Source organism: Pseudomonas sp. TWI929, from assembly GCF_039673335.1.
Lineage (GTDB): Bacteria > Pseudomonadota > Gammaproteobacteria > Pseudomonadales > Pseudomonadaceae > Aquipseudomonas.
This window is the reverse complement of record NZ_JBDJLK010000069.1, coordinates 14,626-29,826: the sequence shown is the minus strand read 5'-3', so window position 1 is coordinate 29,826 and position 15,201 is coordinate 14,626. Positions and strand designations below refer to the sequence as shown.

Genomic DNA, 15,201 nt, shown 5'->3' with positions numbered 1-15,201 from the left:
GGTATAGCGCTGCCCTTGAGACTTGCGCCATACCTGTGGGAGCGGGCAAGCCCGCGAAAGGGCCGGCACAGGCCACACAAAAACCGCTACCAACCCCTAATCGATTAGTTATAAGATAACATTCCAGATGACATTCATTCCTACCAGCGACCCTCCATGACAAGCACCAGCGCCACCCCCACCTTGCTTACCCAGCGCCTGCAGAGCATCGATGCCCTGCGTGGCCTGGTGATCCTGTTCATGCTCCTGGACCACGTCCGCGAGACCTTTTTCCTGCACCGCCAGGTCAGCGACCCAATGGTTATCGACACCACTGAGCCGGCGCTGTTCGTCAGCCGCACCCTGGCCCACCTGTGTGCGCCGGTGTTCGTCCTGCTGACCGGCCTTTCGGCCTGGCTGTACGGCGAGAAGCACCAGGGCCGTGGCGACGTTTCGGTGTTCCTGTTCAAGCGCGGGCTGTTTCTGGTGGTGCTGGAGTTCACCCTGGTCAACTTCGCCTGGACCTTCCAGCTGCCACCCAGCGTGATCTACCTGCAAGTGATCTGGGCCATCGGCGTCAGCATGGTCGCCATGTCGCTGCTGGTGTGGCTGCCTCGCACCGCGCTGCTCGCCCTGGGTGCAGTCATCATTGCAGGCCACAACCTGCTCGACAGCCTGCACTTTGGCGTGGAATCGGCCCTGCATGTGCCATGGGCGATCCTGCATGACCGCGGCTGGCTGGAATTCTCCGACAGCCTGCGCCTGCGCACGTCCTACCCGGTGCTGCCGTGGATCGGTGTCATCGCCCTGGGCTATGGCCTGGGCCCCTGGTTTGCCCGCGGCAGCGAGACCGGCCAGCGCCAGCAACGCTTGCTGCTGGCCGGGTTGCTGGCGCTGCTGGGCTTTGTCGTGCTGCGCATGTTCAACGGTTATGGTGAAGCACCGTGGAGTGGCTACCCCACCTTTACGCAAACCCTGATGAGCTTCTTCAACATCACCAAGTACCCACCGTCGCTGCTGTTCCTGGCCCTGACCCTGGGCTGCGGCCTACTGTTGCTGCGCGCTTTCGAACGCGCCGGCCAGGCACGCTGGATCAGTGCCCTGGCGGTGTTCGGTGCTGCACCCATGTTCTTCTACCTGCTGCACCTGTATGTGCTGAAGCTGCTGTACCTGGCCTGCGTGGCGATGTTTGGCCTCAACCATGGCGACTATTTCGGCTTCGACGGCATCGCTGCGGTGTGGCTGGGTGCGCTGTTGCTGGCGGTTTCGCTGTATCTGCCGGTCCGCTGGTTCGCCCGGCTGAAGCAGCGTCGCCGCGACATCAGCTGGCTGAAGTACTTCTGAAAAGCGTTTTCACCCGGCGGCGCGATGGTCTACCATGCGGGCCGCCGGTTTCCACCACGGAATTAATAGGGAATCCCAGGCCCGCCAATACGGGCCAAACGGAACTGCCCCCGCAACTGTAGGTGCCGAGCCTGCTCCATCGATGCCACTGGGTTTAACTGCTCGGGAAGGCCGGAGCCGGGCCATGACGCATCAGTCAGGAGACCTGCCGGCCTACATTCACCAACCGGCGGGGTGTCCGGGATTGGCCATCTGTGTTGCCCCTGCTGCAAGCGGGGGCGCGGCGATGCCTGTCCGTGCGTTCATTCCGTGAACTGTCCGATAGGAGATCGCCCAGCATGCTGCCCCGTTTCGCCACCTTGCTCGCCGGCCTTGGCCTCAGCGGCCTGGCCCAGGCTGCCGCCACCCAGTACCCGCTCACGGTCGACAACTGCGGCAAGCCGCAGACCTTCGCCCAGGCGCCGCAGCGCGCGGTCACCATCGGCCAGGCCGGCACCGAGATGCTCTATGCACTGGGCCTTGGCGACAAGCTGGCGGGTACCTCGCTGTGGTTCAACAACGTATTGCCCGAGTACCAGGCGCTGAACGCCAAGGTGCCGCGCCTGGCCGACAACGACCCCAGCTTCGAGGCGGTGGTCGGCAAGCGCCCACAACTGGTGGCAGTGCAGTTCGAGTGGATGGTCGGCGCCCAGGGTGTGGTCGGTACCCGCGAACAGTTCGACGAGCTGAAAATCCCCACCTACCTGCTGCCATCGGACTGCGAAGGCAAGGACAACCTGGTCGGCGCCGACGGCACCCGCCTGCAGGCGTTCCAGGTAGACAGCATCTACAAAAGCGTCAGCCAGCTGGCGGAAATCTTCAACGTGCAAGAACGTGGCACGGCGCTGAACGCCGAGCTCAAAAGCCGCCTGGACAGCGCCAAGGCGCAACTGGCCGGCAAGGACCTGTCGGCCACCTCGGCGCTGTTCTGGTTCTCCAGCGCCGACCTCGATATCGACCCCTATGTAGCGGGGCGCCAGGGTGTCGCCGACTTCATGTTGCGCACCCTGGGCGTGCGCAACGTGGTCGAGTCCAGCGAAGAGTGGCCAACCGTAGGCTGGGAAACCCTGGCCAAGGCCAACCCTACCTGGCTGATCATCGCCCGCATGGACCGTCGTCGCTTCCCCGCCGACGACTACCAAAAGAAGCTGGAATTCCTGCGCAGCGACCCGGTAACGCGCAACATGGACGCGGTAAAGCACGACCGCATCATCATCCTCGACGCCGACGCCATGCAGGCCGGCATCCGCCTGTTCCGTGGCGTACAGACGTTGTCGGCAGCCTTTGCCAGCGGTAAAGCCAGCCAGTGATCAATCGACTGCTACCCTGCATCGCCGTTGCCCTGGCAGCCCTGTTGGCTGCCCTGCTGGCCGGTACCGCCATCGGCGAAACCAACCTGTCGCCCAGCGTGGTCGGCCAGGTGCTGGCCAACCACCTGTGGCACGCCGGCTACCCGGTCGACCCGATCGACGCCGGCATCGTCTGGAACTACCGCCTGACCCGCACCCTGGTCGCGGCGGCCTGCGGTGCCGGCCTGGCCACCTGTGGGGTGATCCTTCAGGCGCTGTTGCGCAACCCACTGGCCGAGCCTTACCTGCTAGGCCTGTCTGCCGGTGCCTCGACCGGTGCAGTACTGGTCGGCCTGCTGGGCCTGGGCAGCCTGGCCTTGAGCATGTCCGCCGGGGCCTTCATCGGCGCCCTGGCGGCCTTTGCCCTGGTGCTGGTGCTGGCCCGCGCGGCAGGCCCCAGCAGCAACAACGCCCAGGTGATCCTGGCCGGTATTGCCGGCTCGCAACTGTTCAACGCCCTGACCGCGTTCCTGATCACCAAGTCGGCCACCGCCGAGCAGGCGCGCGGCATCCTGTTCTGGCTGCTGGGCAACCTCAGCGGCGTGCGCTGGCCTTCGGTGTGGCTGGCCGTGCCGGTCGCGCTGTTCGGTCTGCTGGTATGTCTGTGGCACCGCCGTGCGCTGGATGCGTTCACCTTCGGCGTCGATTCGGCCGCCTCGCTGGGTATCCCGGTGCGGCGTACCCAGTTGCTGCTGATCAGTTGTGCGGCGCTGGTAACGGCCGTGATGGTGTCCATCGTCGGCGCCATCGGTTTTGTCGGGCTGGTCATCCCGCATGCCCTGCGCCTGCTGCTCGGCCCCGGGCACAGCCGCCTGCTGCCTGCCAGCGCGCTGGGCGGTGCGTTGTTCCTGATTGCCGCCGACATCCTTTCGCGCACGCTGATCAGCGGCCAGGTGATCCCGGTAGGCGTGGTCACTGCCCTGATCGGGGCACCGGTGTTCGCGCTGATTCTGGTCAGCCGCCGGGGGCGCCCATGACCGCCATGGCTGCTGTACAGATGGCACCGCTGAGCTGCCACGGCCTGGGCCTGCAACTGGCCGGCAATGGCGTACTCAGCGATATCCACCTCAGTGTGGTTGCCGGCGAAACCCTGGGCATCGTCGGCCCCAACGGCTCAGGCAAGTCTTCGCTATTGAAGCTGCTGGCGGGCCTGCGCAAGCCGGCCAGCGGCAGTGTGCAACTGATGGGCGAAGCACTGGCACAGATGCCCCGCCGCCGTGTTGCCCAGACCTTGGCACTGGTTGAGCAGCAGGCCGACACCCTCGATGCGATCAACGTGTTCGACGCCGTCGCCCTGGGCCGCACGCCGTGGCTGTCAGCCCTGGCGCCGTTCTCCGGTAAGGACCGTGCCATCGTCGAACAGGCGTTGGCCGACCTTGATGCCCTGCACCTGCGCACACGCCTGTGGGGTTCGCTGTCCGGGGGCGAGCGCCAGCGCGTGCATATCGCCCGTGCTTTGGCCCAGCGGCCACAGGTATTGCTACTCGACGAGCCGACCAACCACCTGGACATCCAGCACCAGCTGAGCCTGCTGCAACAAGTGCAGGCCCTGCCGGTGACCACCCTGGTGGCCTTGCACGACCTCAACCAGGCGCTCACCTGCGACCGGGTTGCGGTACTCGACAAAGGCCGCTTGGTCGCCCTCGGCAAACCGTTCGAGGTGCTTACCCCCGAGCGCCTGCTGAGCACCTTTGGCGTCCATGCCCACTACCTCACCGACCCGTTCGACGGCGCGCGCATCCTGCGCTTTCGCGCCCCCTGAACCAGGAAGTTCTGCCCATGTTGTTGCGCCGTACCACCCTGCTGCTCGCCAGCGCCCTGCTGGCCTCGATCGCGCATGCAGAAGTGCATGAAGTAAAAATGCTCAACCGCGGCAGCGACGGCGCCATGGTCTACGAACCGGACCACTTGATCATCGCCCCCGGCGACAGCGTGCGCTTTCTGCCGACCCAGAACGGGCACAACGCCGCCAGCGTACCGGGCCTGCTACCCAGCGGCGCCGAGCCGTTCAAGAGCAAGCTGAACCAACCGTTCGAGCAGGTCTTCAACGTGCCAGGTGTGTACGGTATCCAGTGCATTCCGCACCTGGCGATGGGCATGGTAATGCTGATCCAGGTGGGTGATGCGACTGCAGCCGAGTTGCCTTCCAGCTTGCCGCCACGGGCCAAGGCCCGCTTTGCCGCGCAACTGCAAAAGCTCGGGGCCGGGCAATGAGCCGGCTGTTGTGGGCACTGCCGCTGCTGGGCCTTGCCCCTGTAGCCTTGGCCGAATCCGCCCAATCGCAGAGCAATGGCTTTGTCGAGGATGGCAGCTGGAGCCTCCTCAACCGCAGCGTGTTCGACCAACGCGACTACAAGCACGGTGGGCGCAACAGTGCTGCGCGCAATGCCTACAAGCCGCGCAACGAACGCAATGGCAAGGCCGAGGAATGGGCCTACGGCCTGATAGGTACTTTCCAGTCGGGCTTCACGCAAGGACTGATCGGAGTCGGGGTCGATGCACATGCCTACCTGGGCATGCAACTGGACAGCGGCGGTGGGCGGGCAGGCAAGGCGCGCTTGCTTGGAGTCGATAACGACGGGCACCCAAAGAACGAATACAGCCGTGGCGGTGCGGCGCTCAAGCTGCGCGTATCCAGCACGGTGCTGTCCTACGGTGAACAACGGGTCAAGACGCCCGTGTTCAGTTCCTCCGACAGCCGCCTGCTGCCCGAGACCGCCACCGGTTTCTTCCTCACCAGCAACGAGTTCGACAACCTCAAGCTGGTAGCCGGGCACTTCAACGAAAGCACCGACCGCAACGCCTCCAGCCACGATCAGGGTTTTGTGGTGAACTACTCCAACGGTCGCCAGGGCAACAGTTTCGACCTGGCCGGCGCGGTGTGGAACCCCGACGCGGCCTTCAGCGGCAGCCTGTACACCTCGCGCTATGAAGACAGCTGGAACCAGCATTACCTGGGCAGCACCCTCAGCCATGCGCTGGATGACCGCCGCAGCCTCAGCCTGGACCTCAACCTGTACCGCACCACCGATACCGGCAAGGCGCTGTCCGGGCGTATCGACAACACCACCTGGAGCCTGGTCTCGCGTTACAGCCATGGGCCACACGGCTTCAGCCTGGGCTGGCAACAAGTGGACGGCAACACGCCGTTCGACTACGTAACGCGGGGCGCGATCTACATCGCCAATGCGGTGCAGATGTCGGACTTCAACGCACCCAACGAAAAGTCGTGGCAGGCGCGCTACGACCTGAACATGGGGGCCTACGGCGTACCAGGTTTGAACCTCACAGCGTTGTACGTGCGCGGGTTCGATATCGATGGCACGCATGTCGACCCCAATGGCGGGTATGCGTACCTGGGTTATGGCAAGGGTGGCAAGCACTGGGAGCGGGACCTGGAGGCGCGGTATGTGGTGCAGAGTGGCAAGGCCAAGGGCACCACGTTTTCGCTGAGGCACAACGTGCATCGGGGGAATACGGCGCAGGCAGAGCTGGATGGGGACCAGATACGGTTGGCGGTGGAGTGGCCGCTGGGGGGTGGGTTCTGATGGTCCGCGCTGCCTGACGTATCAGCGCAACTGCAATTGCATATGCGTGGTTTGCCAGACCGGGTCCTGCTCCACATCCACCACCGTAAACCCTTGCCGCTCCCAGAACGCAATCGCGCCAGGCAGAAACGGGTGAGTATGCAGGTACAGGCAGTCGATACCCGCCTGCACCGCCCGCTCGCGCAACGCGCTGAACAATGTGCCAGCCAGGCCATGCCTGCGGTACGCCGGGAGCACGAACAGGCGCACCACCTCGACTACCTGCCCCGCGTGATAATCGAGCTGGGCAAAGCGGTGGTCATAAGGCAGGTAGCCGATTACCGCGACCAGCCGCCCGCCATCACGGGCCCCGAGAAAGCATCCCGCGCCATCCAGGTAAGTCTCGGCGAAATGCGCAAGGTCCCGCGGCAATGGCGCCTTGGCGAGCATCGGGAACAGCTCGCGGCGCGCGCTGTCGACAAACGCAAGCACTTCGGCAATGGCATCGTGTGCCACAGGTTGCAAGGTCCAGTTCGGCATGGGGCTGTTGGCAGTGGTTGGAGGACAAGGTTCTACCCCAGCACAACGCTCAAGGCAAATCATAGGGCTCGTCGTGGCCTGGCGGACCTCGCTATAATCGACAGCCTTCACAGCCCGACCAGGCCACACCATGCCTCGCCTCCAGAAGTTGCTGTTGCCCCTGTTGCTGACTGCCGCCCTCTGCGCCTGCGACCAGAAACCCTCCCGTGAAGAACAGATCCTCGCCCAGCTGCCGCTGCAGGATGCCTACACGCACAACATCGAACGCATGGCCGCGCTGCTCGGCCGCACGCACCCGCAGCTGTCGCAAGCCACCATCCAGGAGGTACTGCGCAAGCATCTGACGGTCGAGGACCAGCGCCAGGACCTGTTCCGCCTGTACAGCGAAAAGAACTTCAGCGACGCCGAGTTCGCCACCATCGTCGCAGCCACCCAGGACCCGGCCAAGGCCCGCGCCCTGGAAGATACCGAAGCCGGCAAACGCCTGAGCGAAAAACTCACCGCGCTGATGCGTGAAACCGCCCGCGACGCCAAGGTGCAGGCCTTGGCGGAGCAGCGCATGCAGCAGGTGGAAGACGAGCTGAACGCGCGGGAAAAGCCAGGCTCTTGATCGCGACCGGCAAGGTCACTCCCCTTTCTTAACCCTTTTCGATCACCCGAGGTCAGGATTGCCACACGCCAAGCACGGATTGCGCCTGGATCTACGTACACTCATTCTGGTGCTCTGCGCCCTTACCGCCGTGGTCATGCTGTGCGCCAGTTATTTCGCCAGCTACCGGGTACAGCGCCAGCTGCTGATCGACCACGCGTTGGAAGCCAACCGGGTATATGCGGCCAAGCTGGCCAGCATCACCGAAACCTTCATCGACAACGCCTTGCAGCAACTGGCGTTCAGCGCCAGCGTACAAGGCCGGCAACTGGGTGACGCCACTGCATTGCAGCGGGAGACCGACCGCGTGCTTGGCCAGAGCATGGCCTTCAATTCCACCTTCGTGATCGATGCCAACGGTGTGCTGCTGGCAATATCCCCCGCCCCGCTTCGCCACCTGGTCGGCAGCCACATGCAGTCACCCGGTGCGCAGGAAGCACTGCACGAACGCCGGCCACTGGTTTCCACACCCTACCTCTCGGCGGCCAACAACCTGGTGGTGGCACTGTCGCAACCCATTTTCGACAGCAATGGCCACTACCTGGGCTATGTCGGAGGCAGCCTGTACCTGCGTGAACGCAACATCCTCAACAGCCTGCTGGGCGAACACTTCTACAAGGACGGTTCGTACCTGTACGTGGTCGACCGCAACCGCCGCCTGCTGTACCACCCCAACAGCCAACGGGTAGGCACCGTGGTGGAGGGCAATGCGCTGATCGATCAGTTGGCGACATTGGACAGCGGCACCCGGCAACTGACCAACAGCCAGGGCGTGGAAATGCTCGCCGGCTTTGCCAGCGTGCCCAGTGCCGGCTGGGGCGTGGTGGCACAGCAGCCACTGGTGCAGACCGTAACGCCCCTGAGCCACCTGGTGCTGAATGTGGTCGGCACATCGGCGCCCCTGGCACTGGTGGGCTGCCTGCTGCTGTGGTGGCTGGCCCTGACGATCGCCCGCCCGCTTTGGCAATTGGCTGCGGGTGCCCGCTCGATGGACCGCGCCGGCACCGCCGAGCGCCTGCATCGGGTGCAGGCCTGGTACTTTGAGGCGGCAGAACTCAAGCGCGCGCTGCTGTTCGGCTTGAACTTGCTGCAGGAGCGCATCGGCCGGCTCAACCGTGATGCCCAGACCGACCCGCTGACCGGCCTGGGCAACCGCCGCAGCCTGGAATTCAGCCTTTCGCTGCTGGAAGCTGAGGGGCGGGCATTTTCGGCCATAGTGCTGGATATCGACCATTTCAAGCGGATCAATGACAGCCATGGGCACGAGGTGGGCGACCAGGTGCTGCGTAGGCTGGCAGAGCTGATGCGACGCTGTTGCCGCGAAGGTGACCTGCTATGCCGTACCGGGGGTGAAGAATTCCTGATGCTACTGCCGGGGGCCAGCCTGGAGGTGGCGACGGTGGTAGCCGAGCGGCTGCGGGTGACAGTGCAGGATACGCCGGTGGAACCGGTGGGGGCGGTGACGGTTTCGCTGGGGGTGGCGCGCTGGAATGGCGAAGCCGGGAGCGAGCCGGTGGAGGTATTGAGTGAGGCTGACCGGGCGCTATACCGGGCCAAGCAGATGGGGCGTAATCGGGTAGAGATTGCCTGAGTTTGGTGTTTCTGCTGTACCGGCCCTTTCGCGGCGGTTCGATGCCTCGAAAAGGCCGGAACAGACACTTCAACAGCTCAAGGCAAGCCAATTGCCAACTGTGAAAGATGAACTTAACTGGTTGTAACAATCTTTGTCATAAATCTGCAGTGTTTCAGTCATAGGATTGACCCCAACCTGACATTTTCATTTCATGGATGAGCGTCTCATGCGTCGTGTGGTTTTCAATCAGAAAGGTGGCGTCGGCAAATCCAGCATCGCCTGCAACCTCGCTGCTGCCAGTGCTGCCGAAGGCTACCGGACTTTGCTGGTCGACCTCGACCCGCAGGCCAATGCCACCTACTACCTGACCGGCCTGGTCAATGACGCGATTCCTGCCGGCATCGCCGACTTTTTCCGCCAGACCTTGTCGCCAGTCACCGCTGCTGGCAAGAAACACCGCGTGGCGATTACCGAAACCTGCTACAGCAACCTGCACCTGGTTACCGCCAGCCCAGACCTCAGCGACCTGCAGAGCAAGCTGGAGAGCAAGTTCAAGATCAACAAGCTGCGCAAGCTGCTGGTGGAGCTGGGCGAGGACTACGAGCGGATCTACATCGACACCCCGCCCGCGCTCAACTTCTACACCTTCAGCGCGCTGGTGGCAGCCGAGCGCCTGCTGGTCCCGTTCGACTGCGACAGCTTCTCGCGCCAGGCCCTGCATAGCGTCATGGCCGAGGTTGAAGAGTTGCGCCAGGACCACAACCCGGCATTGCAGGTGGAAGGTGTGGTGGTCAACCAGTTCGCCGGCCGCACCGCGCTGCACCATACCTTGGTCGAGCAGTTGCGCAATGAAGGCATGCCGGTGCTGCCGGTGTACCTGAGCAGTTCGATCAAGATGCGTGAATCGCACCAGGCGTCGGTGCCGTTGGTGCATCTGGCGCCACGGCACAAATTGGCGATGGAGTTTGTTGATTTGCTTGACCTGCTTGAGCGCGCGGCCTGACTGACCCTGGGGGCGCTCTGCGCCCCCAAGTTCGCTAATTCAACTCAATTTCAGCAGCCCGCTGCGCCCTTCGCGGCAACCGCACCACCGCATACGAAACCGCAATCACCGCAATCGCAACCAGGCACTGCCCCAGGCTCACCTGCATGCTTGGGTCAAAGGCCATGCTCACCAGCACCGCCACTATCGACCCCGTCACCAGCAGCGGCAACCACGGGTGCCCCCACATGGCAAACTTCAGCGTGCCCTCCGCCACCCATTTGCGCCGCAGCTTCAGCTGCGACAGGCAAATCACCAGGTAGACGAACAGGAACACCGTACCCGACGAGTTGATCAGGAACTGGAACACGGTATCCGGCCACAGCGCCGCAATCACCACGCAGCCATAGCCCACCAATGTCGAGGCAATCACCCCGCGCACTGGCACGCCGTTGCGGCTGACCTCGGCCACCCAGCGTGGCGCCTCACCGTTGGAGGCCAGTACGTAGAGCAACCGCGACGAGGTGTACAGCCCGGCATTGAGCACCGACAGCACCGCCACCAGGATAACCACGGTAAGCATGTCGCCCGCGCCGGGAATACCGATATGTTCAAGCGTGCTTACGAACGGCGATTTGCCAGGCGCGATCGCGGTCCACGGCTGCGCCACCACGATGAAGAACGTCGCCAGCACGAAGAACACCAGGATACGCAGCATCACCGTGTTGACTGCCTTGCGGATGTTGCGCGACGGGTCTTCCGATTCTGCCGCCGCCAGGGTGGCGACTTCAACACCGGTCATGGAGAAGATCACCACCACCACACCCGTGAACAACGAGCCCACGCCGTGCGGCAGGAACCCGCCGTGTTGGGTAAGGTTGGCAAAGCTGGCGCTGGAGCCGGGCCACAGGTTGAACACATACAACCCCGCCACCACCAGGAACACCACGATAGCCGCTACCTTGATGCCAGCGAACCAGTACTCGGCCTCGCCGAACGAGTGCACCGACATCAGGTTGAGCAGGGTCATGCCGACCATCAGGCCAAGGGCAACGACCCACACCGGGATAGCGGGCAGCCAGGCGTTGATGATCTGCCCGCCGACCACGGCCTCGAAACCGACCACGATCACCCAGAAGTACCAATACAACCAGCCGGTCATATAGCCGGCCGGGCGCCCGAAGGCCAACCGGGCATAGTCGACGAACGAGCCTTTGGCCGGGTGCGCGGCGGCCATCTCGCCGAGCATGCGCATCACCAGCGCTACGATCAGCCCGGTAATGGCATAGGTGATGAAGGCACCCGGCCCGGTTGACGCGATAACCGCGCTGGACCCTACGAACAAACCGGCCCCGATCACACCGCCCAGGGCCAGCATACTGATGTGCCGGGTCTTGAGGGCACGCTTGAGACGCGGGTCATGCTCCGACTGAATCGGCATTGGTTGTCTCCTTTTATTATTGGTAATCGACATTGCCGCTTCAGGAGGGTATGCACGGCGCGGAATACGGCCTAGCGCAAAAATGCAGGCGTGCACGCGCTGGCCTGTACAAATGTATGAAAGGCGAGAAGGTTCATGCGGCCGCAGCCGCGGACCCTGTGGGAGCGGGTTTACCCGCGAACACCGGCGCAGCCGGTGCCATACACCGCGTCGCCTGCTTCGCGGGTAAACCCGCTCCCACAGCGTCCGCGGCGCGATTACAGAAAGGGGCCGTGTCAGTCAGGCTGATGCAGAACAGCTACCCTGGCGGGCACTCCCGCGCACCGCCTCGGCCAGTTTGCGCAGGTTGGCCTGGTGGGCATTCACCAGGCTGGCGATGCTGTTGTCCGCCGCTGTCTGCAGCGAGGTACGGCAGGTCAGGTCAGCCTGCCCAGGCTGTGTCAGGCGCCATACCGCCTCCAACGAGGCGTAGCGCCCCGGAATCGTGTCGAAGCGCTGCACGTCCACCCGCAGCGACGCCTTGCCGTTGCCGACCGGGCCGCCCAACTGGTCCTGTAAAGCGCTGCGGAACTCATCCACCAGGTTGGCCCCCCACCACTCCGTCTCCAGAATGGCCAAGCCGCTCTGCCCTTGCCGCACCACCAGTTGCGGGCGGTCCACCTGCGGCGGCACGGCCACCCTGTCCACCTGGATGCGCTGGCCAGTGTCGCGCACCGGTTCGCTCGGTACCAGCGTGTGATAATTGTTCATGGTACTGCTGCAGCCCCACAGCATTGCCAGCAGGCCGGCCCCACACACATTGCGCAGTCGATGCATCGGCTGTCTCCTCAGGGTTCAAGGTCTGCGGCCCCGGCCGCTTTCGGTCGCCCACGAATCAGCGACTCGGGGTGCCGGCCCAGGTAATCGGCAAGGTCACGCAGCGAACGCGACATGCGCTCCAGTTCGTCGAGGGTTTCGCCCATCCGCTCGCGCTGCGGCGAGTCTTCGGAAATGGCCGAGTTGGCCGTGCGCAGGGTCTTGTGCACTTCCTCCAGCGCCACCTTCACGTCCGGCAGGGTTTGGCCATTGAACTGCTTGAGGCTGGCGCGCAGTTCACGCAAAGTGCCGTCGAGGTTGCCGGCGATGCTCTCCAGCGGCAGTTTCGCGATCCGTTCCACCACCCGCTGCAGCTGCTCTTGCAATTGCTCCAGGCTGCCGGGCAGCGTAGGAATCATGATGGGGTCTGCAGCCATGTCGAAGGCCACCTTGGGGGCATCCGGGTAGAAGTCCAGCGAAATGAACATCTGCCCGGTGATCAGGTTGCCGCTGCGCGCCTGGGCCCGCAGCCCATGCTCGACGAATGTGCCGATCAGCTGCCGCGCACCCGCCATGTCGCCCTCGGCGTGCTTGAACGCAGCCAGCATCTTGCCGCGCACCGGCCCCAGCCGCTGCGGGTAGATCACCGCATCGACCACCACCGGGAAGGTCTGCCGGACGGCATCGTAATCGAGCTTGACCGAGGTGACGCGGCCGAACTCCACACCCTTGAACTCTACCGGGGCACCCACCGACAAGCCGCGCATGGCCTGGTCGAAGCGCAACTGCAGGTACTGCGCCTGGCCAGAGGGAGGTGCCAGGGCCGTATCGCGGTCGGCAAACAACTGGAAGCGGGCCTGGTCGACAGCAGGCTCGGCTTGCGGGGCGAAATCGGGCGAGCCAAACGCCAGCCCGCCCACGAGGATGGACGACAGCGATTCGGTATCGACCTTCAGGCCGTTGGCACTGATCTGCATGTCGACACCACTGGCATTCCAGAAGCGCGTATCGGCAGTGACGAAGCTGTCGTAGGGTGCCTGCACGAACACGCCAATCTCCACTCCTTTGCCATCATCCTGCAGGGCAAACGACACCACCTCACCCACCGGGATCTTGCGGTAGTAGATAGACGAGCCGACATCCAGCGAGCCCAGGTCGCTGGCGGTGAGGAAGAAGCGCTTGCCCTTTTCGTCAAAGGTAATCGGCGGCGGCAGCTCCAGGCCGGTGAAGGATTTCTCCGGCACTTTCGACTCGCCGGAATCGGCCCCGATGAAACTGCCCGAAAGCAGGGTGTCCACCCCGGAAACGCCACCCGCGCCAATGCGTGGGCGCACTACCCAGAAGCGCGCACCCTGGGTGGCGAACGAGCGGGCGTCGTTGGACAGCTGCACCTTGGCGACCACGCTTTTTTTGTCATCGGCGAGGTCCACCGTGGTCACTTCGCCAATCACCACACTGCGGTATTTCACCTGGGTCTTATGTGCCACCAGCCCTTCCCCAGTGTGGAAAGATATTGAAATCACCGGCCCCTGTTGCATCCAGTTGCGCACCACCAGCGAAGCGCCAATCAGAATCGCCAGGATCGGCACGATCCATACCAGCGACACACTCCAGCGCCGGGTGTGTACTTCAACCTGCCCTGCGCCCTCGCGCTTGTCAGTCTGTTGCCCCATCAATGCGGCCTCCCCTCGTTGGCATGGCTATCCCAGATCAGGCGTGGATCGAAGCTCATCGCAGAAAACATGGTCAGCACCACCACCATGCCGAAAAACAGGATGCCCACCCGTGGTTCGATGGTGCCCAACCCGTGCAATTGCACCAGCGCTGCCACCAGCGCCACCACCATCACATCGAGCATCGACCAGTAACCGATCAGCTCGACAAAGCGGTACAGCTGCGAACGCTGCCGGCAGGCCCATGTGGACCGGCGCTGGGAGGTATACAGCAACAGCCCGAGCGAAAAGAACTTGATGGCCGGCACACCCACGCTGGCAATGAAGATGATCAGCGCGATATCCCAGGCCCCGGCCTCCCAGAACTCCAGCACGCCACCGCCAATGGTGCTTTCGCTGCCACTGCCAAGCATTTCGGTGCGCATCACTGGCAGCAGGTTGGCGGGGATATAGAAAACCAGCGCCGCCAGCAAAAACGCCCAGCCGCGGCTGATGGCATTGGCCTTGCGCCGGTGAATGGCGGCACCACAGCGGTCACACGTGTGCGCACCGCTGCCCAGCTCGCAGGCCTGGCCGCAGCCATGGCACAGGCACAGGCCCAGGTCGTCGGCGTTGGCCGGGGTGTTCATACCTGCTCCCATAAGTCGCGGATGTCCTTGCCGGCAATATGGATGATCAGCATGCTCAGCGCGGCCAGGGCCAGCAGGCCGATACCGGGGATCACATCGAGCAACCCCGCCAGCTTGATCACCGCCACCATCGCCCCCAGCAGGCACACCTCCAGCATGCTCCACGGCCGCAGGCTCTCCAGGCCGCGCATGCACAGGGCAAAACCGGGGGCGCGTTGGCCGGCCAAGGCAAAACTCAGCACCCAGCACAACACGGCAATCTGCAGCACCGGCGCAAAGATGATCGCCAGCGCCATAACCAGGGCGATGAACGTGATACTGCCGTGACTGAGGATCGCTACCGAGTCCCACAACGTGGCCGAATGGGTGAGCCCCTGCATACCGATGGTCATCACCGGGTAATAATTGGCAAATACCAGCAGGATGCCCCCAGTCACACTCAGTGCCAGACGCTGCTCGATGGTCAGTGACCGGTGCCGGTACAGCACGCCGCCACAGCGCTGGCAAACGGCGCGCTGGTGCTTGAGCAGTGGCGCACGGTGGTACACCGTGTCGCAATATTCGCAGATGATCAGATCATTGCTGTTGCTCATGGTCCTTCCCGCGTACAGCCCGGCCCAGGCTGACATCCGTTGACAACAATCGATTGGGTTCAGCCACGAAACAAGGTAGTACCTGACG

General features: G+C 63.7%; 15 protein-coding genes and 1 riboswitch. Of the genes, 9 read left to right on the top strand and 6 right to left on the bottom strand.

The features are described from left to right. Positions 1 to 156 precede the first annotated feature (156 nt). From ABE456_RS22040 to ABE456_RS22015, 6 genes are all read left to right on the top strand, one after another. Complete coding sequence (locus tag ABE456_RS22040; protein ID WP_346645814.1) at positions 157 to 1,323, top strand: DUF1624 domain-containing protein; 1,167 nt, start codon at positions 157 to 159, stop codon at positions 1,321 to 1,323. A 28-nt stretch (positions 1,324 to 1,351) separates the two neighbouring features. Beyond that, a riboswitch (cobalamin riboswitch) is annotated at positions 1,352 to 1,551 on the top strand. 110 nt (positions 1,552 to 1,661) lie between these two features. Further along, positions 1,662 to 2,672: an ABC transporter substrate-binding protein gene (locus tag ABE456_RS22035; RefSeq protein WP_346645813.1), complete on the top strand. Its 1,011-nt coding sequence runs from the start codon at positions 1,662 to 1,664 to the stop codon at positions 2,670 to 2,672. Beyond that, positions 2,672 to 3,688, top strand: a complete 1,017-nt coding sequence (locus ABE456_RS22030; protein ID WP_346645815.1) for an iron ABC transporter permease — start codon at positions 2,672 to 2,674, stop codon at positions 3,686 to 3,688. The genes ABE456_RS22035 and ABE456_RS22030 overlap by 1 nt, the downstream gene beginning before the upstream one ends. After that, on the top strand, positions 3,685 to 4,473 hold the full coding sequence (locus ABE456_RS22025) for an ABC transporter ATP-binding protein (protein ID WP_346645812.1): 789 nt from the start codon (positions 3,685 to 3,687) through the stop codon (positions 4,471 to 4,473). Before ABE456_RS22030 ends, ABE456_RS22025 begins: the two co-directional genes overlap by 4 nt. A gap of 17 nt (positions 4,474 to 4,490) precedes the next feature. After that, on the top strand, positions 4,491 to 4,925 hold the full coding sequence (locus ABE456_RS22020; protein ID WP_346645811.1) for a pseudoazurin: 435 nt from the start codon (positions 4,491 to 4,493) through the stop codon (positions 4,923 to 4,925). After that, on the top strand, positions 4,922 to 6,259 hold the full coding sequence (locus ABE456_RS22015) for an OprD family porin (protein ID WP_346645810.1): 1,338 nt from the start codon (positions 4,922 to 4,924) through the stop codon (positions 6,257 to 6,259). The genes ABE456_RS22020 and ABE456_RS22015 overlap by 4 nt, the downstream gene beginning before the upstream one ends. A 21-nt stretch (positions 6,260 to 6,280) precedes the next feature. On the opposite strand, the gene ABE456_RS22010 is transcribed toward ABE456_RS22015, so the two are convergent. After that, positions 6,281 to 6,778: a GNAT family N-acetyltransferase gene (locus ABE456_RS22010; RefSeq protein WP_346645809.1), complete on the bottom strand. Its 498-nt coding sequence runs from the start codon at positions 6,776 to 6,778 to the stop codon at positions 6,281 to 6,283. A 130-nt stretch (positions 6,779 to 6,908) separates the two neighbouring features. Here ABE456_RS22010 and ABE456_RS22005 point away from each other — a divergent pair, with 130 nt between their 5' ends. From ABE456_RS22005 to ABE456_RS21995, 3 genes are all read left to right on the top strand, one after another. Then, on the top strand, positions 6,909 to 7,388 hold the full coding sequence (locus ABE456_RS22005) for a hypothetical protein (RefSeq protein ID WP_346645808.1): 480 nt from the start codon (positions 6,909 to 6,911) through the stop codon (positions 7,386 to 7,388). 58 nt (positions 7,389 to 7,446) lie between these two features. Then, the gene (locus ABE456_RS22000) at positions 7,447 to 9,018 is read left to right on the top strand and encodes a diguanylate cyclase (protein WP_346645807.1); all 1,572 of its coding nucleotides are present in this window, start codon (positions 7,447 to 7,449) and stop codon (positions 9,016 to 9,018) included. A gap of 208 nt (positions 9,019 to 9,226) precedes the next feature. Next, positions 9,227 to 10,003, top strand: coding sequence for a ParA family protein (locus ABE456_RS21995; RefSeq protein ID WP_346645806.1), 777 nt, complete (start codon positions 9,227 to 9,229; stop codon positions 10,001 to 10,003). A 34-nt stretch (positions 10,004 to 10,037) separates the two neighbouring features. Here ABE456_RS21995 and ABE456_RS21990 read toward each other — a convergent pair whose 3' ends face one another. From ABE456_RS21990 to ABE456_RS21970, 5 genes are all read right to left on the bottom strand, one after another. Beyond that, positions 10,038 to 11,423 carry an amino acid permease gene (locus tag ABE456_RS21990; RefSeq protein WP_346645805.1) on the bottom strand — a complete coding sequence of 462 codons (1,386 nt, stop codon included), beginning with the start codon at positions 11,421 to 11,423 and terminating at the stop codon, positions 10,038 to 10,040. Between the two features lie 279 nt (positions 11,424 to 11,702). Further along, positions 11,703 to 12,239 carry a PqiC family protein gene (locus ABE456_RS21985; RefSeq protein WP_346645804.1) on the bottom strand — a complete coding sequence of 179 codons (537 nt, stop codon included), beginning with the start codon at positions 12,237 to 12,239 and terminating at the stop codon, positions 11,703 to 11,705. A gap of 11 nt (positions 12,240 to 12,250) precedes the next feature. Then, positions 12,251 to 13,891, bottom strand: a complete 1,641-nt coding sequence (locus ABE456_RS21980; protein ID WP_346645803.1) for an MlaD family protein — start codon at positions 13,889 to 13,891, stop codon at positions 12,251 to 12,253. Further along, positions 13,891 to 14,520: a paraquat-inducible protein A gene (locus ABE456_RS21975; protein ID WP_346645802.1), complete on the bottom strand. Its 630-nt coding sequence runs from the start codon at positions 14,518 to 14,520 to the stop codon at positions 13,891 to 13,893. Before ABE456_RS21975 ends, ABE456_RS21980 begins: the two co-directional genes overlap by 1 nt. Next, entirely contained in the window at positions 14,517 to 15,113 is a 597-nt protein-coding gene (locus ABE456_RS21970) for a paraquat-inducible protein A (protein ID WP_346645801.1), read from the bottom strand. Before ABE456_RS21970 ends, ABE456_RS21975 begins: the two co-directional genes overlap by 4 nt. Positions 15,114 to 15,201 lie beyond the last annotated feature (88 nt).